Origin of the sequence: Zymomonas mobilis subsp. pomaceae ATCC 29192 (assembly GCF_000218875.1) — a bacterium.
Taxonomy (GTDB): Bacteria; Pseudomonadota; Alphaproteobacteria; order Sphingomonadales; family Sphingomonadaceae; genus Zymomonas; species Zymomonas pomaceae.
Genome location: NC_015709.1, coordinates 1,243,641 through 1,265,834, shown reverse-complemented (window position 1 = coordinate 1,265,834; position 22,194 = coordinate 1,243,641). Strand labels below are relative to the sequence as shown.

18 protein-coding genes are annotated in these 22,194 nt (G+C 41.8%); 5 read left to right on the top strand and 13 right to left on the bottom strand.

Going from position 1 to position 22,194, the window contains the following annotated elements; translation table 11 throughout:
- Positions 1-157: 157 nt before the first annotated feature.
- Positions 158-868, top strand: a complete 711-nt coding sequence (locus ZYMOP_RS05565) for a M48 family metallopeptidase (RefSeq protein ID WP_013934371.1) — start codon at positions 158-160, stop codon at positions 866-868.
- Positions 869-977: 109 nt separating this feature from the next.
- On the opposite strand, the gene ZYMOP_RS05560 is transcribed toward ZYMOP_RS05565, so the two are convergent.
- The 4 genes from ZYMOP_RS05560 to ZYMOP_RS05545 form a co-directional block, all read right to left on the bottom strand.
- Complete coding sequence (locus ZYMOP_RS05560; protein ID WP_013934370.1) at positions 978-2,570, bottom strand: oleate hydratase; 1,593 nt, start codon at positions 2,568-2,570, stop codon at positions 978-980.
- A 165-nt stretch (positions 2,571-2,735) separates the two neighbouring features.
- The gene (locus ZYMOP_RS05555) at positions 2,736-3,995 is read right to left on the bottom strand and encodes an MFS transporter (protein ID WP_013934369.1); all 1,260 of its coding nucleotides are present in this window, start codon (positions 3,993-3,995) and stop codon (positions 2,736-2,738) included.
- Positions 3,996-4,223: 228 nt separating this feature from the next.
- Positions 4,224-5,228 (bottom strand): malate/lactate/ureidoglycolate dehydrogenase, encoded by a 1,005-nt coding sequence (locus ZYMOP_RS05550; RefSeq protein ID WP_013934368.1) that lies wholly within the window; start codon positions 5,226-5,228, stop codon positions 4,224-4,226.
- Positions 5,229-5,262: 34 nt separating this feature from the next.
- A complete protein-coding gene (locus ZYMOP_RS05545) occupies positions 5,263-6,390 on the bottom strand; it encodes an iron-containing alcohol dehydrogenase family protein (protein ID WP_013934367.1) in 1,128 nt (375 codons plus the stop codon).
- A 335-nt stretch (positions 6,391-6,725) separates the two neighbouring features.
- Between ZYMOP_RS05545 and ZYMOP_RS05540 the strand changes: the two genes are divergently transcribed.
- The 3 genes from ZYMOP_RS05540 to cuyB are packed head-to-tail and all read left to right on the top strand — an operon-like array spanning position 6,726 to position 10,839.
- Positions 6,726-9,065 carry a TonB-dependent receptor gene (locus ZYMOP_RS05540; RefSeq protein WP_013934366.1) on the top strand — a complete coding sequence of 780 codons (2,340 nt, stop codon included), beginning with the start codon at positions 6,726-6,728 and terminating at the stop codon, positions 9,063-9,065.
- Between the two features lie 42 nt (positions 9,066-9,107).
- Complete coding sequence (gene cuyA / locus ZYMOP_RS05535; RefSeq protein ID WP_013934365.1) at positions 9,108-10,118, top strand: D-cysteate sulfo-lyase; 1,011 nt, start codon at positions 9,108-9,110, stop codon at positions 10,116-10,118.
- Entirely contained in the window at positions 10,111-10,839 is a 729-nt protein-coding gene (gene cuyB / locus ZYMOP_RS05530; protein WP_013934364.1) for a cysteate racemase, read from the top strand. The genes cuyA and cuyB overlap by 8 nt, the downstream gene beginning before the upstream one ends.
- A 22-nt stretch (positions 10,840-10,861) precedes the next feature.
- Here cuyB and ZYMOP_RS05525 read toward each other — a convergent pair whose 3' ends face one another.
- The 8 genes from ZYMOP_RS05525 to ZYMOP_RS05485 form a co-directional block, all read right to left on the bottom strand.
- A complete protein-coding gene (locus ZYMOP_RS05525) occupies positions 10,862-11,647 on the bottom strand; it encodes a sulfite exporter TauE/SafE family protein (RefSeq protein ID WP_013934363.1) in 786 nt (261 codons plus the stop codon).
- Positions 11,648-11,907: 260 nt separating this feature from the next.
- Positions 11,908-12,609: a glycosyltransferase family protein gene (locus ZYMOP_RS05515; RefSeq protein WP_013934362.1), complete on the bottom strand. Its 702-nt coding sequence runs from the start codon at positions 12,607-12,609 to the stop codon at positions 11,908-11,910.
- A gap of 5 nt (positions 12,610-12,614) precedes the next feature.
- Positions 12,615-14,141: a glycosyltransferase family 2 protein gene (locus ZYMOP_RS05510; protein WP_013934361.1), complete on the bottom strand. Its 1,527-nt coding sequence runs from the start codon at positions 14,139-14,141 to the stop codon at positions 12,615-12,617.
- On the bottom strand, positions 14,138-14,761 hold the full coding sequence (locus tag ZYMOP_RS05505) for an HAD family hydrolase (RefSeq protein WP_013934360.1): 624 nt from the start codon (positions 14,759-14,761) through the stop codon (positions 14,138-14,140). Before ZYMOP_RS05505 ends, ZYMOP_RS05510 begins: the two co-directional genes overlap by 4 nt.
- The gene (locus ZYMOP_RS05500) at positions 14,758-15,426 is read right to left on the bottom strand and encodes a PI-PLC domain-containing protein (protein WP_013934359.1); all 669 of its coding nucleotides are present in this window, start codon (positions 15,424-15,426) and stop codon (positions 14,758-14,760) included. The genes ZYMOP_RS05505 and ZYMOP_RS05500 overlap by 4 nt, the downstream gene beginning before the upstream one ends.
- Positions 15,427-15,569: 143 nt before the next feature.
- The gene (locus tag ZYMOP_RS05495; protein ID WP_013934358.1) at positions 15,570-16,241 is read right to left on the bottom strand and encodes a hypothetical protein; all 672 of its coding nucleotides are present in this window, start codon (positions 16,239-16,241) and stop codon (positions 15,570-15,572) included.
- Positions 16,242-16,292: 51 nt separating this feature from the next.
- Complete coding sequence (gene glmS / locus ZYMOP_RS05490; RefSeq protein ID WP_013934357.1) at positions 16,293-18,116, bottom strand: glutamine--fructose-6-phosphate transaminase (isomerizing); 1,824 nt, start codon at positions 18,114-18,116, stop codon at positions 16,293-16,295.
- A gap of 77 nt (positions 18,117-18,193) precedes the next feature.
- Positions 18,194-18,754 carry a PH domain-containing protein gene (locus ZYMOP_RS05485; protein ID WP_013934356.1) on the bottom strand — a complete coding sequence of 187 codons (561 nt, stop codon included), beginning with the start codon at positions 18,752-18,754 and terminating at the stop codon, positions 18,194-18,196.
- A 286-nt stretch (positions 18,755-19,040) separates the two neighbouring features.
- Here ZYMOP_RS05485 and ZYMOP_RS05480 point away from each other — a divergent pair, with 286 nt between their 5' ends.
- Entirely contained in the window at positions 19,041-20,378 is a 1,338-nt protein-coding gene (locus tag ZYMOP_RS05480) for a replication-associated recombination protein A (RefSeq protein WP_013934355.1), read from the top strand.
- Positions 20,379-20,392: 14 nt separating this feature from the next.
- Here ZYMOP_RS05480 and acpA read toward each other — a convergent pair whose 3' ends face one another.
- On the bottom strand, positions 20,393-22,069 hold the full coding sequence (gene acpA / locus ZYMOP_RS05475; protein ID WP_013934354.1) for an acid phosphatase: 1,677 nt from the start codon (positions 22,067-22,069) through the stop codon (positions 20,393-20,395).
- Positions 22,070-22,194 lie beyond the last annotated feature (125 nt).

The following is a 22,194-nucleotide window of genomic DNA, read 5'->3' as shown; positions in this document are numbered from 1 at the left end:
TTTCTTTATCCTTGTAAAATTTTATTTTGTTTCCAACTGTTGCCTATCAAAAGAACGGCGCGACGGTCGCTTTTTTGCCTAAAAATAACTGTAAATCGAGGTTTGATTTTTTTTGATTGAGGCGTTTTTTTCTAACCGTGATGCTAAATAGCAGAGGATGACGGATATAATAATTGATGGTATCCCCATAGGGATACTTAGAAAAAATATTAAAAATATCTATATTCGTATTTTACCCCCTGAAGGTAGAGTGCGTATTTCTATTCCAAAGCGTTTGAAAAAAATTGAGCTTTTAAGGGTTATAAAGACACGTCTGGATTGGATTAAAAGACGTTTATCCCGATTGAAGGAGCAACCACCGTTACTGCCTATTGCTGTGCCAAGACTGTGCCCGGGGGAAATCCATTATCTTTGGGGTGAGCGCTGCACGCTGGATATTGTACCCTGTATGGGGCGGCCTAAAATTCTTTTTCAAGCACCGTCCTTGATCCAGCTTCATAGTAAACCGGAGATGTCAGAAGAATATAGGTTGCGCCAGCTAGACGCATGGTATCGCTTACAACTTAAACAAGCGCTGCCCACCTTGATAGAATATTGGCAGCCTATTTTAGGGGTTCAGCCTGAAATATGGCGGATTAAAAAAATGAAAACCGTATGGGGTAGTTGTAATATTCAAGCCAAGCGTATTTGGTTAAATGCCGAATTAGTTAAAAAGCCGCCGCAATGTTTGGAATATGTGATTGTCCATGAGATGGTTCATCTTTTAGAACGCTATCATAACCAACGTTTTAAAAGCCTTATGGATAAGTTTTTGCCTGATTGGCGTGAACGCCGTCTGCTTTTGAATAAACCTTTGGTCTACTCTTGACCGTCAAAGGATTTCAAAAAATAGCTCGATTTCTATTTAATTAGAGTAGCCGCATTTGTCCCTATTTTAAAACATCCCCCCTCACTAAAAGGATGCTTTTATATTAAAATTATGCGTCCATATCATGTAAAGCACGAAATGCTTTATAGAGGTTTTGGGGTTTTAATTGTCCTTTGAAAACAGCAGGCGGTTTACGGTCAAGATTAAGGAGCGTGTAAACCGCCGTCATGGCTGAACGAATTGAGTATTCAACCGTAAAGACGACATCATCTGCCTGTTCACAGAATTGCCCCGTAATCGCAAAATTAAGATAGCCTTTAGGATTGACGGCTGGCCGATCCCCATAGCGGCGGCGTAAAAACTGACTGGTAATAAAAGGCATCATACAAGGAAGGCATATCGTATCCCTAAGAATAGCTTCCTTTTGATCATTGAGACCAAGATGACCCAGCAATTCTGTCATGATTTCCCGCCCACTGCAACGCGACATGGCTTTTTTGATATAATTGCCGACCTTATCTACCAATAAGGCATAGCCCCATAATACCTGCACATCTTCTGGCTGACCCATAAAATGAGGTTGATGCGGTAAGACAATAGACATCAACCAATTCGATTCTGTGAAGGTAATAAGTCCGCCTTCACCCGGGATATTGCCGGTAAAGTCACGAATATAATCGAATAATGCCGGATTATTTAAGGTGGCAGTAAAGGATACCCATTTAGATTCTTCTACATGATCACTGAAAACGTCTGGCCGCCCTAATTCTGGCCGCCCTTTGGCTATTGTTTCCCATAACGTCCATGCACCCCCTGTCGATTTATCCTTTAATACAGGGGCTTCATCCATTCCCCCAATTGAAGAGGCCTCAGTCATGGATCCTAAGGTAGCGATCACAATATCCTGTGCATCGAGGGTAATTTTTGTCTTTTCTTTTTTATTTTCGCAAAGAAGGCTTTCCGCAAAATGCTTGCTTCCATGTTCAATGAAAGTAATATCCGTTACTTGCGTATCCAAACAAAAATTAACATTCCGTTCTTCCAGCCATTTTTTGAGCGGTAAGACCATAGAGTCATATTGATTATAAACAGTGCGCATAATGCCGTGCAGCCTATTAAAGCCCGCGACCAGATGGGTAAACCGCACAAGATAACGTTTAAGTTCGACCACACTGTGCCAAGGTTGGAAAGCAAAGGTCGTGCACCACATGAACCAGAAATTAGTTTTAAAGAAAGTCCCATCGAAGTGATCCGATATACGGCTGTTCCCTAATAGAGCTTCTGGTGTAATAGCGAGTTTCTCTATTGTAAGAATATGCTTTTCGCTCAATCCAAATTCGGGCGCCGTTAACCGCTGACCATTACGAACCAGTCGGGATTTTGAGCCGGTTTGAATGATTTCATTCCATTGAAATATCTCTTGCGTAACAGTCTGTTTTCTGTCGAGTGTCGGGATCGAGGAAAAAAGGTCGTATGTGCAAAGATATTTGCTTTCAAGCATCCGACCACCGCGCGCTATATAGCCATCTTCTGGATTGCCTGTGCCATCGAGAGCACCGCCTAATTGGTCGGTTTCTTCGTAAATGGTGATATTATGACCTAACAGATCACCATCGCGAATAAGGATAGCGGCGGCGGCAAGGGACGCAATGCCACCGCCAATAAGATGAGCTTTAATCTCAGAATGATCGAGGTTAGACATAGACGCATCTCCTTAAGTAAGGAGACAACGAATAATTATATAATTATAGCTGCCTTTATTTTAAATATTTTCTTGGCAATGGCTGATAGAAATTTGTGATTATTAATCCCTTTCATCAACATAAAAAAATTACTTTTTAGTGAAAATTAAAGCATAATTTTTATGCTATTTTTTGTTTTTTGCTAACCATTGATAAGGGGCAATCAAAGTAAGGGCTAACCATCCCAAGATAAAAGCAAAAGAGCAGTAGAGAAAAATAGGTAACATGGCTTCTACCGTATTAGCAAAATGACCGACAAGACGTAGACCCAGCGCCCCACTTATATTGCCACAAAAAGCCCCAATACCTGATGCCCTGCCCACGCGATCAGAAGGTAGCCATTCCGCCGCAAAAGCAAATAGATTGGTAGCAAAAGCTTGATGTGCGGCAAGGGCGATACCAAATAAGGCGATAGCGACAAGCAGGCTGTTCGAATACAATAACCATGGAATTGGCAGGATTAAAAGCGCTGTTACAGCCAAGAAACGCCGTCTGGCTACTTCTAATGGTATCTGCCATTTTTGGGCTAAAATTGGCGGAATATACCCCCCTAACAGACAACCTATCGCCGCCATACCGTAAATAGTGGCAACGGGAAGACCCAGTTGAACCGTGTTTAATCCATAATGACGATGTAAAATATCCGGTAACCAAAACATTAAGAACCAAAGCACGAAATCCGTGAGGAATTTGCCCAAGGCAAAGCCGGTTATGATGCGACGATAGCGTTTACTTTTTTCTGGCGTTAAGACGGATACATTGTTTTTGACCGAAGTTGATATGTCGGTAGGCTGAGGGATCAAAAACCATAAAGCGGCACAGATTAACCCTAATAATCCCACGGTAATGATGGTGCCCCGCCATCCCAGAAAAGGAAATAATCCTGCAACCATTAAGGGGGTTACCATGGCGGCGATATTATGCCCCGCCTGAATTAATCCGACTAGCCGTCCACGCTGTTTCCTTTCAAACCGTAGCGCAATAGCTTTCATAGTTGCTGGGGTACAAATACCTTCAAAGGTGCCCAAACTGACTCTTAAAAGAAGAAAACTTTTCAAACTGTTGACGAGACCGTGAAAGGCCGTTGAAAGGCTCCACCCTGCGACCCCTGCGCTAAGGGAAACACGGACCCCTAAACGATCCACAATCCAGCCACTGGCTAACATACTAAAGGCTGTTGCGGCCTGTGAATAAGAGGATATTAACGCATAGTCAGCGGGTTTCCATCCGAATTCCCGATCTAAAACAGGTTTTAATAAAGCGATGATTTGCCGATCGGCATAAGCCGCAATGCCAATCAAAATGAGCATAATCATAACCAACTTTTGATGATTAAAGCCTAGGCTAATTTTGGATGCAGGAATGGGGGATGCAGAAGAGAGCATGGATTAAAAATCCTTATGAACAGCAACGGCTATACCGTCCGGTAAATGCGCGGTGATCAATGCGCGATTTATAAAGGGTGAAGGCAAAATCCAAAGTCTGTGCGGCATATACCGCCCAAATATTGTAAGGCCCTTTTCTGAAGTCGATATGGGCTTCAAAATAGCGGTTCCTATTGCAAACTATGGCTGAATTGTGGGCTTATTGCCTGTTGTCAAATTATCCTGATTTCATAGGTTTGTTATGGCTTCCCAATGGGCATCTTCAATAAAAAGACCATTGGTTTTACGATCTTGATAGAGGCGTTGTTCAGCTTCGCCGGGTAATAAAAGGGTGTTATCTTCGGATGAATGCCGCACCCAATCTAATAAATCGGTGATTTCTTGCTGATGGCTATCGGCCCCTGCCAAAAATTGCGGGTCAATGAGAATAGACAACATATTGTTGATTGTTGTCTTAACGCCTTTATCCGCATGACGTTCGGTTTGCCCGCCGGTTAAGGCTGCCCCTAAAATAGAACATATAATAGAGAGACCGGAGCCTTTATGCTCACCGAAAGGAAGCAACGCCCCTAATGGCGATTGCATCAACCAACGTGGATCAACGGTTGGTTTTCCTTCACTATCGACGGCGCAGCCTTCTTTTAAAGGGAGCCCCTGTTCCCATGCTATTCGCGCTTTGTTTCGGGCAATTTTGCTGGTAGCAAAATCAAGAATGATAGGCGCTTTAGAGGCTAATGGGATACCCACACAAAAGGGGTTGGTGCCAAGCCGTGCCGATTGGCCTTGCCAAGGGGCAACAGCGCAGCGATTTACATTGACGAAATGGATTGCAATAAGATTAGCTTGGGTCGCTTTTTCTGCCCATGCCCCGATACGTCCCAGATGATGGGCATTGGCAAGGCCAATGATCGCAACTCCGTAATTTTGAGCGCGTTTTATACCCTGCTGAAGCGCTTGTTTTGCTACAAATTGCCCAAATCCTTGCTGACCATCAAAGGAAATAAGCGCACCATGATCAACGATTTTCTTTGCCTCTGCTGTGGGATTTAACCCACCCTCCTGAATAGCGGCAATGTAATTAGGTAGTATCGTAACACCATGGGAATCATGGCCTTTAAAGCTTGATTCTACCAGATTTTCAGCCACATCTTGGGCAATATTTTCGGTGGTGTTATATTTAATTAATAGAGATTTTAAATATTCTTTTAAATAAAATTCTTTAAAAATAGGCATTTTTATTTCCTAATATTTTATTTTAGGAATATTATTATTTTATATATTCTAAGTTTTTATCCTTTTTAAAGGGATTATGTTTATGATTATTTGTTGTAATCGAAGAGATTAAGGCCTTTTCGATGTCAAATTTAGCGAGAGAAAAAGGTAATCTCGCCGCGATTTTATCCGGCACCTTGACCCCGTCAGCGATACGTCTGGCTAAATAGGTTGTATCCTCAATCCCTAATGCATCCAGATGGAGCGGGCCTGCAAAATGATTAAGGAGCCAGTGTAAATCTTGGGTTACTTCGGCTTCTGGTTGTTCCAGAATATTTTGAATGGCTAATCCAAAGCCTACTTTTTCGCCGTGAAGCCAGTGATGGAGTTCTGGAATACGGGTCATGCTGTGATGAATAGCGTGCGCTGCCCCAATGCGGGGCACTTCATCCTTCATGCTGTTTGCAATACCGGCTAAGGCAATAACTGCATCAATTATTTTGCGTAAAGGGACGGTTACTCTTTGCTGTTCATTATCTAAAACGGCTTGTTGACCCTCGCGCTTAAAGATTTCTACGGCCATTCTGGCCGCATAGGCCTTTAATTCCATAGCGATTCCATCATCGCCATTTCGTAAATAAGGATGGAATTCAAACCATTTCGCAAAGGAATCGACGATACCCGATTTTAGATAGCGAACGGGTGACTTGACGATAATTTCACTGTCGACAAGGACAAAAACCGGCAATTGGGATAGAGCAAAGGGGCCAATATGAGCGCCATTATCCTCATAAAGAACGGTAATCGGAGACCATGCCGCGCAAGTTGCTGCAATGGTAGGCAGCGCAATAACCGGCTTTTGTCCCAGAAGTTCACCAACGGCCTTTGATACGTCTAAAACGCGGCCACCCCCTACTGCCAAAATTAATTGTGCTTGCTGCTGCTTTGCTATCGCTACAAAACTATCAATGCGGCGTCTTGTGCAGACGTCTTCAAGCCATTCTATCCTATAGGTGATGCCCTGTTGCTGAAGACTGGGCAGAATAAAATCTTGGGTCGCCTGCCATGCTTTAGGACTGGTTATGATCAGAATATGTTTTGCCAAAGGGGCGACATATTCACCGACCTTAGCCGTTATGCCATCCTCATTTATATAATTTTTCGGGGCCTGAATGGTGATCATAGTCTTTTTCCCAAAGCAATTTATTTTTAAATTATAAAATTTATAATTTAAATTTATAAAAATATTGTAATTTGATAATTTTATTCTCAAAAATTAATTAAATTTTTTACCATTGCCTTCGTAAGCCTCTTTATTTTTCAAAATCTAGTGGTAAATTATCCCATAATTCGATTCTTTAAAGAAAAAAAATCTATATATGCATAAATATATGTATATTTTTATAAAAAATCGATTTTTATGGGATAATTTTTATATATTTTTAGAGATGAAGCATGTTTTTTGCCGGAAAAATTGCTCAAATTTAAAAATATTTTTGGGTCACATGGGGGAACGGTATGCGGATAAAACGAGCGATTATCTCACGCGTCACTTTGACAATGCTTTTAGCGGCACCCGCCTATGCCGAAGATCAGATTTTCAAAGCCAATCAAACTAGCCAGCCGCTTACTAAAACGGACAAAGCGATCACAAATACACTGCCTTCCGATAAATCAGATAAGACCCTGTCTTCAGAAAATACGGACAGTAAGGCACTGACAATTACCGCGAAACGGCGTTTTGAATATCTGCAAAAAGTGCCTATAGCCGAGACCTTATTGACGCGGGATCAAGCCTTAAAAGTCAATATCCATGATATTCCGGCCATGTTCCAGTTTATCCCTTCGGCAAACTTCCGGACGGATGCGGCCACTAAAAATCGCGCGGTTTTTATTCGCGGCATTGGGACGATTTCAGCATCACCCGGGGCGGAACCTGCCGTTTCAACTATGATTGATGGCGTCGTCATGGCGCGCACAGGCCAAGCCACGGTTGATCTTTATGATTTGGATCATTTGGAAGTTTTAAAGGGACCGCAAGGCACAGCCTTTGGTAAGAATGCTTCAGCGGGTGTCATCAATATAACGACTTCGCAGCCGACCAAAGAATTTCATGGCTATGGCGATATTTCTTATTTTTCAGGCAATGAATACCGCATATCCGGCGGTGTTTCAGGGACACTTATTCCCGATAAACTGATTGCTAATGCTTCTTTTCTATTCGGTAATTATGACGGCAATGTTCATAATATTTACTTAAATAAAATGGTAAATGGTTATGAGCACCGCGGAGGCCGTACTAAATTTGTATGGACACCTAATGACACGACCACAGTAACCCTTGGTCTTGATTACATGTATTCTAACGATAATGCCCCTAATGGTATTTTTACTTCTACCTCTCAAGTCGCTTATCCTACAGGTATCGCTACCCATAGTGCCGCGTTGGAAGCAGCGTTAAAGGCAGAAGGCATTACGCCTTCAAAATATAACACTACCATTAGTAACGATGCCATGACCCGCTCGATTGATCACAATGGGGGGGCCTCTATTACGATAGATCAGGACTTAGGCGGCGGGTATAATCTTACTTCTATATCCGCCTATAGGCGCTGGCGAAGTCTGGCAACCGTTGATTATGATGAATTGACACAGGCCTATCCCGGTCTTCCAAGCTCGATTGATCATGAAACAGTTAATTTTTGGCAGGCTTCAGAAGAATTAAGAATAGCCTCTCCTAAAGGTCATTTTTTTGATTATGTCGCCGGCTTTTTTTATATGCACGGCAATGATTTTGAAACCTATACCCGTTCTTATGATGCGGTTTCAGGATCCCCGCCCCTTTCAGCTTTTGGCGCAGGACGTTTTACAACCACCACCAATAACTATGCTATTTTTGGTGAAGGGCATTTAAATTTTACGAAGAAATTCAGAGCAATTTTAGGGCTGCGCCTGATGCGCGATGACATCTCGTATAACTTTAACCGGCAATCAACCTCTTCTGTCTCGGTTTCTGGTATTCGTCCCAGCTTTGCTTCTTCTGGTTCAACCGCCAATAATGGCTATACGGATCGCATAGGTCTGCAATATGATATAACCCGCGATATTCACAGTTATTTTACGTATGCCCATGGTTATACGGGGCCGGCGTTTAATGTCTTTTTCAATATGGCGGCAACCGATACCGCAGCCTTAAAACCGGAAACGAATGATACCTATGAAATAGGTCTTAAAACTGATCTATGGGATCATCGTATTACCGCTAATTTTGCGGCTTTTATTGAAAATTTCTCAAATTATCAGGCAACTTTGCTGAAACAAGTCGCGGGTGGACGGATAACGCCTTTAGTGAACGCGGGCACGGTTTCTTCAAAAGGGGTCGAGGGCGATATTACTGTCCGCCCGATACGTTCTTTAACTTTAGGGGGAAATTTCGCCTATACTCATGCGGTGGTCGATCATTTCGATTGTGCCGCCGATGCCCCAGCTTCTTGCAATATTGACGGAAAAACGCTGCCTTTTTCACCAAGATGGAAGTTCGTTTTCAGCGCCAATTACATAAAAGACATTACAGATCGCCTAACTTTCTCGGTGGGCAGTAATTATACATGGCAAAGCCGGACACAATATTCCCTGACCGAGACACCCGATACCGTTCAGGAATCCTATGGCATCTGGAACATGAATACTTCGATAGAAGACAAGAAAAACAAGTTGAGATTAACGCTTATCATAAGAAATATCATGAACAAGCATTATGCCTCCTTCATGACTTATGGTGATTTTGCCGGAACTGTTAATTTTATTCCACGCGATTACGGAAGATATGGAGGATTTACTATCCATAAAGATTTTTAATCATCAAAATAATATAAAAAATATTTAAAAAAGGAAAATATAATGCATTTGGCTCGCTTTCCCCGTTTGTCCTTAGGTTATTTCCCAACGCCCTTAGAGATTTTACCCCGCTTAACGGAATATTTAGGGGGGCCTACCCTTTATATCAAACGGGATGATTGCACAGGTTTAGCTACAGGGGGCAATAAAACCCGTAAGCTTGAATTTTTGTTAGCGGATGCGGTTGAAAAAGGCGCGGATGTTATTCTGACTCAAGGGGCGACACAGTCTAATCATGTGCGACAAACAATTGCAGCGGCTTCTAAATTGGGGCTTGAATCTCAAGCTTTATTAGAAAAGCGAGTCACGCGTTTTGGTGAAGATTATCAGCGATCAGGAAATGTACTGTTAGATAATTTATTAGGGGGCGCCATTGTTGGCTATTTTCCTAATGGTACTGACATGCAGGCGGAATTAGAAAAATTAGCTGAAAAATTACGGTCTCAAGGTAAAAAACCTTATATTATCCCTGGTGGGGGTTCCGATGCCATCGGCGCTTTAGGTTATGTTGCCTGTGCTGAAGAATTGCTGTTCCAATCTAGCCAACAGCGTTTAAGAATAGATCATATCGTTCATGCTACTGGTAGCACTGGGACGCAGGCGGGATTATTAGCAGGGTTGACAGCAACCCATAGCGGTATTCCGGTTTTGGGTATTTGCGTCAGAGCACCCAAGGATAAACAACAAGCTAATGTGTATGCCTTGGCTGAACGTACCCGTGAGTTGTTAGGCATTAAAGGCGATCTTTCCAAAGATGTCGTCGTCGCCAATAGTGACTATGTTGGTGAAGGTTATGGTTTACCTGCCAAAGGCACCTTGGAAGCGATACGGTTAGTGGCACGCCTGGAAGGTATTCTTCTTGATCCTGTCTATACTGGTAAAGCTATGGCGGGTTTGATTGATTTGGTTCAGCGAGGTCATTTTTCCAAGAATGATACTATTGTCTTTATTCATACCGGCGGTTCTGCGGGATTATTCGGGTACCGTGAAATTTTAGAGCAGACCCATGGTTAAGCCTCTGCTTTTTGGCGTGTTGGGGGGCATGGGGCCGTTGGCTACCCTTGATCTTCTTCAAAAAATTATAGCAGCGACACCGGCTAACAGGGATCAGGATCATCTGCCTGTTGTAAGTTGGAATGTTCCTCAAATTGCAGACCGGCAAAAGGCATTGGCGGGTAAGGGAGATTCTCCCTTACCGCAATTGCTGAACGGTATAAAAAAGCTCAATCAGCTGGAAGTGAGCCATATTGTGATCCCCTGCAATACGGCGCATCACTGGTATGACTCTTTGGCCGAAGCGAGCCAAGCGCCTATTCTGCACATTGTGGATGAGACTGTGGCGCAGATTTTACTAACCTATCCTTATCCCCAAAAGATCGGATTAATCGCTACCCATGGGACATTAGCCGCGGGATGGTATCAGCAAAAAATAAGGGCGGCGGATATAGAGGTTATTTTCCCTACCGAGGAAGAGATGGATAAATTATTTGTCGCAGGATGTTATGCTGTCAAACAAGGTGAGATGGCTTTAGCCGGCGATTTATTGGAAAAATTAGCGGCTTTGCTGGTAAAGCGGGGCGCTGAAAAATTGCTTTTAGCCTGCACTGAAGTGCCACTCGCTTTAGCGGCTCATCATTCTTCTTTTTTGGAAATCTCTATTGATCCGACAGAAATGCTCGCGAAAGCCTGTGTCAAATTATGGTTGGAGGAGGGGCATGGCACCCCTCGTTATTAAGGTTAATAAGAAGGTTTTAGATTTAGATAAGGCGTAAACCGACAACCAGAAGAACGATAGCGAGCGTAGATCTCTGGACACTTTCCCGGACATGTCCCGTAAAGAGACTGCCAAGAATAATGCCGGGGATGGAGCCTAAAAGCAGAGAAAGTAACATCGGCACGTTGACAGCCCCCATAAGCCAATGACCAAAACCCGCAATAAGCGTTAAGGGCACCGCATGGGCAATATCAGAACCCACGATCCGTGAAGTGGGGATAGAAGGATAAAGTAACACAAGGACGGTTACACCGATGGCGCCCGCACCAACAGAAGAAATAGAGACCAAAACGCCTAGCACAAACCCTAAAATAACTGTGAGAAGCGATGTCGTCGTAGGCGAAAGGGGTCGGGTATTACGGCTAGCCCATGCTTTAATTTTTTCCCGAAATAATACGCTTGGAGCGGTAAGTAACAGAGCAATCCCAAGCGTCACTGAAATAATACGCGAGGTTGTTGCCGAAGGCATTCCTAGAGAATGGAGAAACCACAGGCTGAGCGCGGCAGCAGGAACACTCCCCGCGCATAACCGCATAACTACAGGCCAATCCACCGATTTCTTAAATCCATGGACACCCGTGCCTACCGATTTTGTAATAGAGGCATAGAGCAAATCAGTGCCGACAGCCGTTTGCGGATGAATACCAAAGACCAGAATTAAAAGCGGCGTCATAAGGGAACCACCACCCACACCTGTCATGCCCACAAGAAAGCCGATAACAAGTCCCGACAAGGAATAAAGGGGTTGAATGGCATGCAAGACAGACATGAAGGTACTCCAGTTTAGTAGCGCTTTATTGCAGTACCCAATGACGGGAGAAGAACCTTCTTATATCCGACAAAGCTACCGCAATGAAGCTATCCGCAACAAGGCGGCCATTAATGTGAAAACAGAATTAATTCCGTTTCTGGAGGAGATAAATATACTTTTACTTTTAGGCCGAGAAAAAAATCTATTATATAATTTTTGTAAAAAGATATAATAATTTTTCAAAAAAAAGAACTTTTATTATATAAAATATGATGCCATCATATTTTTTGTTTTATATCTCGAATTTGAAAGACTTCATTTTTTTCTACAGACCATCCCGCATCGATAATGCCGTTTAGTAAAGGGCAAATATAAAAAAGATTGTTAAAAGTTAGTTTTTTACTATTTTCTATGGAATGAGATAATGCACGAAGATAAAGGGATGTATTGCGAAAGAAATATATTCCAGCAGATGCATGCTTTGATATAACTTTTTTTTCTGCTGTTTCAATAATATTCCCATTTATGTCTGTTTTTAAATAGCTATAAGATGGATTATCTGAAAGAAAAGTAAGCGCTAACCCGCCTAAATTTGGATTAGACTTAAAATATAATACTGGGTCTATATTACCTTCATAAAGAATATCTGCTAGATCAATACAAAGAATTGCCTCTGGATCGACAACCGCTATCCCTGCAAGGGCAGAGAAAGCAGCACCTAAAGTAAAACTATTTAAAATAACTTTTTTTGCTTTCGGATACCATTTTTCTAAAGAGTTTTTTGCAAAACGACAGCTTGACGCCGTATTTTGTAGAATAAATACTAGATGATCTGACTGAACTTCCCGCCGCCACCACGGTCTACTTTCTAAGCTACGGCGTAGTAAAGGCATTCCTTCCAATAGTAATTCTGCCTTCGTTTCTTCCAAAGAAAGGTCAAAGTCTGGCCCCGCCAGAGGTACGATAGTCCACATTTCCATAAATATTAATCCGGTGCTGAAGTCGAACGCGTTCCGGCGCCGGCTTTCCTTTCAAGAAAAAATTCTAAATCTTGAGGTGTCCCTAATCCAAACATTGCATCTTCAGGAATTTCATACACGCCAATTCTTGCCCCATTTTTGATCATATAATTATAAACAGGACAGGTATAAAATTCATTGTTGACGCGTATATTATTTGCAATCATGTCAATTGCCGAACGCGTAAATTCGGAGCCTTTTGCAAAAAGATAAATACCGACAGTTGCTAAGTCTGATATTGGCTTTTTTTCAGCAACCTCAACAACTAAACCTTCTTCATTTAAACGTGCAAATGACCACTTGGGGTCACGTTTTTTATTTCGAAATACAAGAATTGAACCATCAAGGTTTCTAGCTTGCATATCATCAACAAAGTCTTGGCAATTAAATTCAACGAATTGATCTGAATTAGCGATCAATAGAGGATGGTGATCATCAAAATGAGAGCGTGCTAATAAAACAGTACACGCAGTTCCTTCTGTTATTCCATCAACAGGAACAATTCTCGCTTTTTTCTGATATAATTTTGCTTCGGCTTCAGGATAATTCCCTACATGGTCTTGTTGTAGCAGAATAGTAAAATGTCCGTTTTTAATCTCTATATTATCAAGTACATACTCGATCATGGAAGAGCCCAGTACATCAATAAAAGGTTTCGGTGCCTTGTAACCCGCCTCTTGAAAACGGCTGCCTTTACCTGCTGCTGGTATGACTATATTAATATAGTTAGAAGTATCGGTATCATTCTTTGATGTAATAGACTGTAAGTTTAGATATCGCTCAAAAGCTTCTAATCCTGAAGGTAGATAAAAGCTGTGCAAATGAGAGACATCTTGCATAGCTTCCGCTACAACTTTTTTATTTTTTAAAATAAGCTGATTTAGGCAGGGGGCAATATAATATTTCCCTTTAGCCATATCTCCAGAACGAATAGTGTTTTTTGCCGCCTCAATAAAATCTTCGCCTCGTGCGAACCAGTAAATTCCTGCAATGGCCTTACGAGAAATTACATTTTTTTCTGAAGCTTCTACTACATTTTCATTTTCGGTTCGTACATAGGACCAGCGTGGGTGAGTAGAGTTAAAAGTTAAAACACCCGCATCTGCTTTTTTCCTATAAAAACTACTGAGTAGATTTTTCAGCTCTTCATCAATAATTTGATCATAATTTGCTATGATTAAGGGTTCATCTAAATTAATATATTCAATAGCCATTAAACAGCTACATAATGCCCCGGCTGTTCGATCGGGTAACATAACAGTTTTACTTTGTCCGTTCGTTAGTAGACTAAAAATGCTTTCATAAGAAAATTTAACTGCCTCCTGACGGAGCACTACAAAAATAAACTCTATATTTTCTGCGAGTTCAGATAAACTTTCGATAGCCCATTGAATAAGGGGCTTTCCACCAACTTCGATTAAGGGTTTAGGGAAAGGAAAATCTTCTTCTGGGAAGAAAGGTGTTTCTCCTGCAATGGGAATTAAAATTTTCACTTTTTATTTACCTCTGCGATTGCTGTCGTCAGACGCTCATAATTAACTTCGTCAGGCGTAGCTACAATGAGGACATGCGCACCACTGGCACGAGCCGCTTGGATACCATGTTCACTATCTTCAACAATAAGACATTCTTCTGGTTTTAAGCCAAAACGTTTAATAGCTTCGTTGTAAATATCAGGCGCCGGTTTTGCGTGTGTAATATCTTCATTCGAAAGTTGCATATCTAGATATGAATCTAAGCGTGCTAATTTCATCATCATATTAACGGAAGCTCTTATTGAATTCGAGCAAACAGCTAATTTATAGCCTTCTCTTTGAAGGCGACTAAGCGCATATTGATGGTGAAAAACGGGATGACATTTTGCATAAATAAGCTCACCTGTATAAACTTGCTTCATTTCGTTAAAAAAATTATGCAGAGTTGAAGGTAAAGCTCTTGAAGCTGTCAGTATCTCTAACTTTCTACGCGTTGGTAATCCATCAAAAGTGGCTAAATGGGCATCACGATCAATGGGCATACCGAAGAGAGCAAGAATACGATTTAAGGCATCATAATGCCAATCTCTAGCATCAATAAGTACGCCATCCATATCAAAAAGAATAGCTTTAATCATAAACCTGCCTGCTTGAAAAAATTATTAGCCTTATCTGGAAAATCAGTACACAGCATAAGTCGTTCTGCTACGAATGCAGGTGGTAAATGCTCTTTTAGAATTTGGTTGGCTAATAATTCCCAAAAAATTTCATATTCTTGTCGTTGATGGAGTTCGGGCGATACGATAGCCACTAATTTTCCACGTTTTAATTCTGAGATAAGAAAAGCAGGATCAATCCATGGTTGCATAAAAGAATCGTACCATATCCCTGTCGTCTCATTATCAAAGGCAATACGTGTTTCAAATTCGCTATATCGACTAAATGCTACAAAAGGATATTTCAAATATCCAATAAAGTCAGGAAGAGACATATCGAACACAAAGCAGTGCTGAGAAAGTCCGGGTACATCTTTAAACACGTCAGCTAACATGTTTTGCAGACCATCCGCTTTGATATTGATAGCTATTTTACCAGGCATTCCAGCTGCTACATAGTCTTTTACGACATCAATAAAAGGCTGGCACTCACCAGTTGGCGGATCATGAGAAATAACAATACAACCATTTTGATCTCGTAGATCAAGCTCAACACCATAACCTGCTTTAAAGGCACGTCTAAAGGCTTCTGGTGTATTCCGTTCTTCTGCAACCGTCCATAATCCTCTATGGGCAAGGTAAATCATGTTTCTTTCCTATTAATCTCTATACTGAGATAATCGGTTTATTTTTTCTTAATTACAAATAAAAAATCGAAGTATCTAATTATAATTTAATGTATAGATTTTTAATTTTTAAAATTAGTAATTAAGTTTATTTCTGCAATTGATTAAGCAGCAACACTATGCCGATTAGGATCAAGTTCCCATGAATTAAAAGGAGTCTGTTCTGCTATCACATTATTTTTTGCCATTATACCTTCAAGAATATTTTCAGGAATGTTTGCATATTCCATTAATACTCTCAAATGATCGATAGTTTCATAATCCCAAGCTTTTATCATGTTATCGGTTGTCGCAATAGCAAATTGGTCATTGGTAAAACCCGCCCCTCCCAAATGCCTATCAGAGATATGAATAGTCTTGTAAATATTAGGAGAAAACCATTTTTCTATATGTTCTCCAAAGGAGATAGATAAGTCTGTCCGAGAATGAACAATAAAATCATAATTTTTATAATTTTTAATAGTTTTTAATGCAAATCTACACATGTAATATTGTAGATAAGCATTGTACGTGGGATAACCTTGTTTTAAATTAGGAAAGCCTATTTTTTTTATTACTTCTTCTTGGGAAGGTTTTGAAAGTATAAATATATTGTTAATAATTGGAGATGATATTAAAGATGAATAATCGATACCATCTTCTTTCCATGTAGAAATAAATATATCAACAGAATCTGTTTTTTTCGATATTTCCTCCTTAATTAAAATGGCTTTTGATAGTACTGATTCGATATTCGGTCTAATCGGGCCTCTCATTAATATAGCAATCTTATTCATTCTAATACCTTATCATTTGTTATTTTAAACTGTTGTTTCCATATCAAAATACTATTCCACTGTAACGCTTTTCGCCAGATTACGGGGCTGATCAACATCGGTACCCTTGATAAGGGCGACATGATAAGCCAAAAGCTGTACGGGAATAGCATAAACAATAGGCGCAATAAGCGGATGCACTTTGGGCATAGTGATCGTCGCAAGACAGTTTTCGCCTGCTTCGTTGATACCTTCTTCATCGGATATCAGTACGACTTTCCCACCGCGCGCTTGCATTTCTTGCATATTTGAAACTGTTTTTTCAAATAATGGCCCCGAAGGTGCCATAACAATAATCGGCACTTTGTCATCAATAAGGGCAATAGGGCCATGCTTCATCTCACCCGCGGCATAGCCTTCAGCATGAATATAACTGATTTCTTTCAGCTTTAAGGCCCCTTCTAAGGCAAGCGGGAAATCCGGCCCCCGCCCGATATAGAGTACGTCACGTGCCGGCGCGATAGCCGTCGCCACCTTTTCAATTTTTTCATCATAAGCCAAGGCTGCATTAAGTGCAGCAGGCGCTTGCGCGAGGTGATACACAATCTCGCGTTCTTCCTTCTGACTTAACTTTCCTTTATCGCGTGCCAAATTAGTCGCTAAGGCCGCTAATACAGCCAATTGGCAGGTAAAGGCCTTGGTAGAGGCTACCCCGATTTCAGGACCAGCATGGGTGGGCAGTAATAAATCGGCTTCCCGTGCCATACTACTGGTAGGGACATTGACGACAACGGCTATTTTTTGGCCGCCCGCCTTGGCATGACGAAGCGCGGCTAAGGTATCAGCGGTTTCGCCCGACTGACTGATAAACAGGGATAAACCGCCATTTTCCATGACGGGGTCCCGATAACGGTATTCAGAGGCGGATTCAATTTCAACCGGCACCCGTGCGAAGCGTTCAATCCAGTAACGGGCGACCATTCCCGCATAATAGCTGGTGCCACAAGCGACAATAGTAACCCTTTTAATAGAAGAAAGATCGAAATCGGGAGTGGGTAATGCCACCTGACCTTCTACCGGATGGAGATAACTTTGCAGTGTTTGCGCTACCACCACCGGTTGTTCGAAAATCTCTTTTTGCATAAAATGGCGGTAATTACCTTTTTCCACCATTAAACCACTGGCCCCCGACAGAACAGCCGGCCGGTTAACGATCCGGTCTTCTATATCGTGAACCTCAATGGACTGACGCGTCATGACAACCCAGTCACCTTCTTCAAGATAACTGATTTTTTGGGTCAAGGGCGCAAGGGCTAGGGCATCAGAACCCAGATAATTTTCGCCTTCACCATAACCTACAACCAAGGGCGAACCGAGACGTGCCCCTATTAGAATATCAGGATAATTTTTAAACAGGATAGCGAGGGCAAACGCGCCTCTTAGCCTTTTTAGAACAATGGAAACTGCATGTCGGGGGTCTTTCCCTTCTTGCATTTGTTCATCAAGAAGATGGGCTACAACTTCGGTATCTGTTTCACTTTCAAAATGATGTCCGCGTGCCAGCAATTCATCCCGTAAGGCTTTAAAATTTTCGATAATACCATTATGCACAACGGCAACATCCCCCGCTATATGGGGGTGAGCATTGGCAACCGTAGGGGCGCCATGGGTAGCCCAACGAGTATGGGCAATGCCAATGTTACCGGGTAAAGGATCTTCTTTTAAAACCCTTTCAAGATTATCCAATTTTCCTTCTGCACGACGGCGATCCAGTTTTCCATTATGAATAGTGCATATACCAGCAGAGTCATAGCCGCGATATTCCAGTCGTCTTAGCCCTTGAAACAGGCGTTCTGAAAGATCCTCGCGTCCAATGATGCCGATAATACCGCACATATCAATTTCCCTGATTTTGATAAAGTAAAGGCTTATGCTGTGACAGACCGTGTCTTATGTAACGATGTTTTCAGATTTTACATGCCTAAAATTTGTGCTTTTTGTATTTTGAATTCTTCCTCGGTTAATATGCCTTTTTCTTTAAGCGCCGCCAATTTTTCTAATTGGACGATCTTATCAGAGGATATAGACTGAGAATTGTAATCCAAATTTTTGCCTGAATAGCTATGCTGTTCTTTTACTGTATTGATCAGATTAGTAAAAGGGGTGACTGCCGCTTTTGAAATATTGGTGATTTCATAATTCTGACCCGCTGTGGAGACAGTAATGTTGCCTAGTAAAAGGCCGGTCGATCCGTGGATAGAGACAATATCTGATAAATTAAGGGCAACCTGATCCATCCCGAAAAACAGGCCTTTATCCAGAAAAATAAGGCGTTGATTAGTTAAGGCAATTAGCCAAGTATGTTCCTTCATTAAACCTGAGGCGATAGCCATCGGTACTTCATCATCAGCCAATATTTTTGGTAAATAATAAAATTCTCTTTTTGTAAAAAAAGGAGTGTCATTTACCTTTTCCGAAAGACGTTTATATTCTTTTTTTAATTCGGATCGGCTGGCTGTTTTATAATCAATCATAGATTTTTCCTTTGAATTAAACGGATGCTTTTTTGTGTTTTTTTGAGAGAAAGTAATTTTCGCATAGACCTTAAAGATAAGAAATATATATTGACTTAAATAGGCGTTTTTTATGTTTAAAATTCTTTGAAATTATAATTTTAAAAAGTATTTTTTATTATTTTTTGTATATAATCCATAATAATTAATGTTTTTTATAAAAAATGTGACAGTAGAGAAGAAAATATATAAAATCTTCTATCTAAAGATAGCTTCTTTCAGCAATAATACTTATATTTAATTGATAATGAATGATTTTTTTAGCCTTCCAAATTTGGATTTTATATCCAAAACTGATAAAAATCAGCCTGAGGCTAAGCGGCCTTTGGCTGATTTATTACGGCCTGTCACTTTATCCGAGGTTATCGGACAGACCCATTTAACCAGTGATGAAGGGGCCATCGGTCGTATGGTGGCCGCTGGTTATCTGTCGTCTTTAATATTATGGGGGCCTCCGGGCACGGGGAAGACAAGCCTTGCACGTTTGTTAGCCAAAGCCGTCTCATTACGCTTTGAAATGGCCTCTGCTATTTTTTCAGGGGTGGCCGATTTAAAAAAGATTTTTGTAAAGGCGCAGAACTGTCGTGCACAGGGACAACAAACCCTGTTATTTATTGATGAAATCCACCGTTTCAATCGTAGCCAGCAAGATAGCTTTTTGCCCTATGTCGAAGACGGTACGATTATTCTGGTCGGAGCGACGACTGAAAATCCGTCTTTTGCCCTGAACGCGGCGTTATTATCGCGGGCGCAAGTTTTGATTTTGAATCGGCTGGATGAAGGGGCGCTAGAACAGCTGTTGAAACGGGCCGAAAGCGTTAAAAAATGCCCTTTGCCATTAGATAGGGCTGCCCGTAAGGCGCTTATTTTTTCTGCTGATGGTGATGGCCGATTTTTACTTAATCAGGCTGAAATATTGTTTTCTATTAAAACAGATAAAGCTTTTACGCCTGATAGGTTAGCGTTTTTTCTTCAAAAGCGTATGGCTAGTTATGATAAAGATCGGGATGGCCATTACAATCTTATCTCGGCGCTTCATAAATCTGTGCGGGGATCGGATCCGCAAGCCGCGCTTTATTATCTTTCTAGAATGTTAGTAGCCGGAGAAGATCCGTTGTATTTGTTGCGGCGATTGGTTCGTATCGCCAATGAAGATATTGGTCTGGCTGATCCACGAGCAGTTGAACAATGTTTAGCGGCTAAGCAGGCTTACGAATTTTTAGGTTCGCCGGAAGGTGAATTGGCTATTGCCCAAGCCTGTGTTTATTTGGCCACGGCACCAAAATCGAATGCGATTTACAAAGCTTATAAACAGTCGATGAAATTGGCCAAGGAAAGCGGTTCAGTGATGCCGCCCCCCAATATTTTAAATGCTCCCACCGATTTGATGAAAAAATCCGGTTATGGGGAAGGTTATCATTATGATCATGATCAACCCGATGCCTTTTCCGGCGACAATTACTGGCCTGAAGGCTTACCCCCCGAAGTTTTTTATCAACCTGTTTCACGTGGATATGAAAAGCATCTTGCCGAGCGTCTCGCTTACTGGAGCGATTTACGTCAGAAGAGAAAAAATAAAGGCTGAATAGATTGATTATTTTATGAAAAAACCAAGGCTTGGGTGAGGTCGCCCAGAGGAGGGCCTCCTGCTTTTTTTATGGCTTGTTCTCTTGTCGCAATCCCCGTCAAAGGAACGAGATCAAAACGTCGGGTCAAAAATCGGATAATAGAACCTGTATCATAAAGGGTATGATCTACGGTTCCCTTTTTAGCATGGGGCGAAATAATTAAAGCCGGAATACGGCTACCCGGCCCCCAACGGTCTCCTTTGGGTGGGGCAACATGATCCCACCATCCCCCATTTTCATCAAAGGTAAGAATGATTACCATTTTATCCCAGCGTGGGCTGGCTTTTAAAGCCTCGATGATTTTGGCAATATGCCGATCACCGGATTCTATATCAGAATAGCCCGCATGCATATTCAAGTTACCTTGTGGTTTATAAAAAGCCACCTGAGGCAATCTGTCCGCTTCGATGTCTGCTATAAATTTATTACTGCGCGCGGTATCTCCTATACCGCCATCCCGTAATTTTAGACTACGCTGTTCTGTATCGGGGGCAAAATTACTGAAATAATTAAAAGGTTGATGATGAAATTGGAAATTTGGCCGCTGGGGAAAGTCTGAATTATCTTCTTTGCCCTTTAATGCGGCATCCCATCCACCTGCGTACCATGCCCAGTTGATAGCTTTTTGGGTCAATCTGTCCCCAATCGTTGCATGATGTTGTGGCACTAATACTAGCGGATTTTGGGTGGCAACTTTTTCCGGATGCTCTGGATCAAAATTGAGGCTGGGGGCATAAGGGGGTAACATCGTATTAACGGCATAAAAATCAGGTGTCAGACAGCTATCCACGAAATAGGCAGGCCCCTCTAACGCCGTTTTTGCTGTGGATGATTTTAGCTTAAGTCGAATACCGCTTGGGTCATTACCTTCTATTTGAGCAATCAAGCCAGCGGACGGACTGCGGTTGGCATAGGGATAGAAAGGAGGCTGTGCTGCAATCAGATATTGATGATTAAGGAAACTACCCCCAAAAGCGCCCATAAAGAAATTATCGCATAGGGTATATTCTTTAGCGATTTGCCATAGTCGAAGATTAACCGGCATATCGCTATAATAGCCCATCACTAAGGCACCGGAATCCCCCCAAGCCACAAACCCATCATTGCGACCCTGATTGATTTGCAGCTGATTATTATAAAAAGCGTGGACCAAATCACGGGTGACAACCCCTGCTGGTAAAGGATCGCCATTTGCGGTTCTTAACGCAAAAGGGGCATTAGGCAGACGGGGTAGGTCTTTTTCCCCTATATGGAAATGCTGATGCTCGACGATTTGGGTATCTGGCACCAAACCGCCCCATATAGGCGGTAAGTAGGGTAATAAGCTTCCATCCCGATCGCGTTGTTGAAAAGCTGTTGGGGGCAGCGCTGAGAGCGGGCTTTTGACCCCGGGGAAATCGCCAAATAGGTTATTAAAGCTACGATTTTCTGCGTAGATGACTACTATATTTTCAATATTCTCTTTAAGAAGTCTATCTATATCAGAAGATGTTCGGGATTTATCGGATGGCTTACTTTCCGCCTTTATAGCCATGCTTGCGGTAGCCGCCGCAAGACCCCCTAATAGCAGTCGGCGGTCCATGTCTTTTGGATGATTGGTCGTTGTCTCTTCTATCGTTTCATGCCCATTTTTAGAATTATCCGACATTTTTATTCCCCCGACGACCTAATCATTTTAGCGTTTTTGTTATCTTTGCAGCACAGCGAAAAGCCTCTTTTCTCCTTAAATAATTTATATGTCATTTCTGTTAAGGGGCTGGATATTTTGTTTTT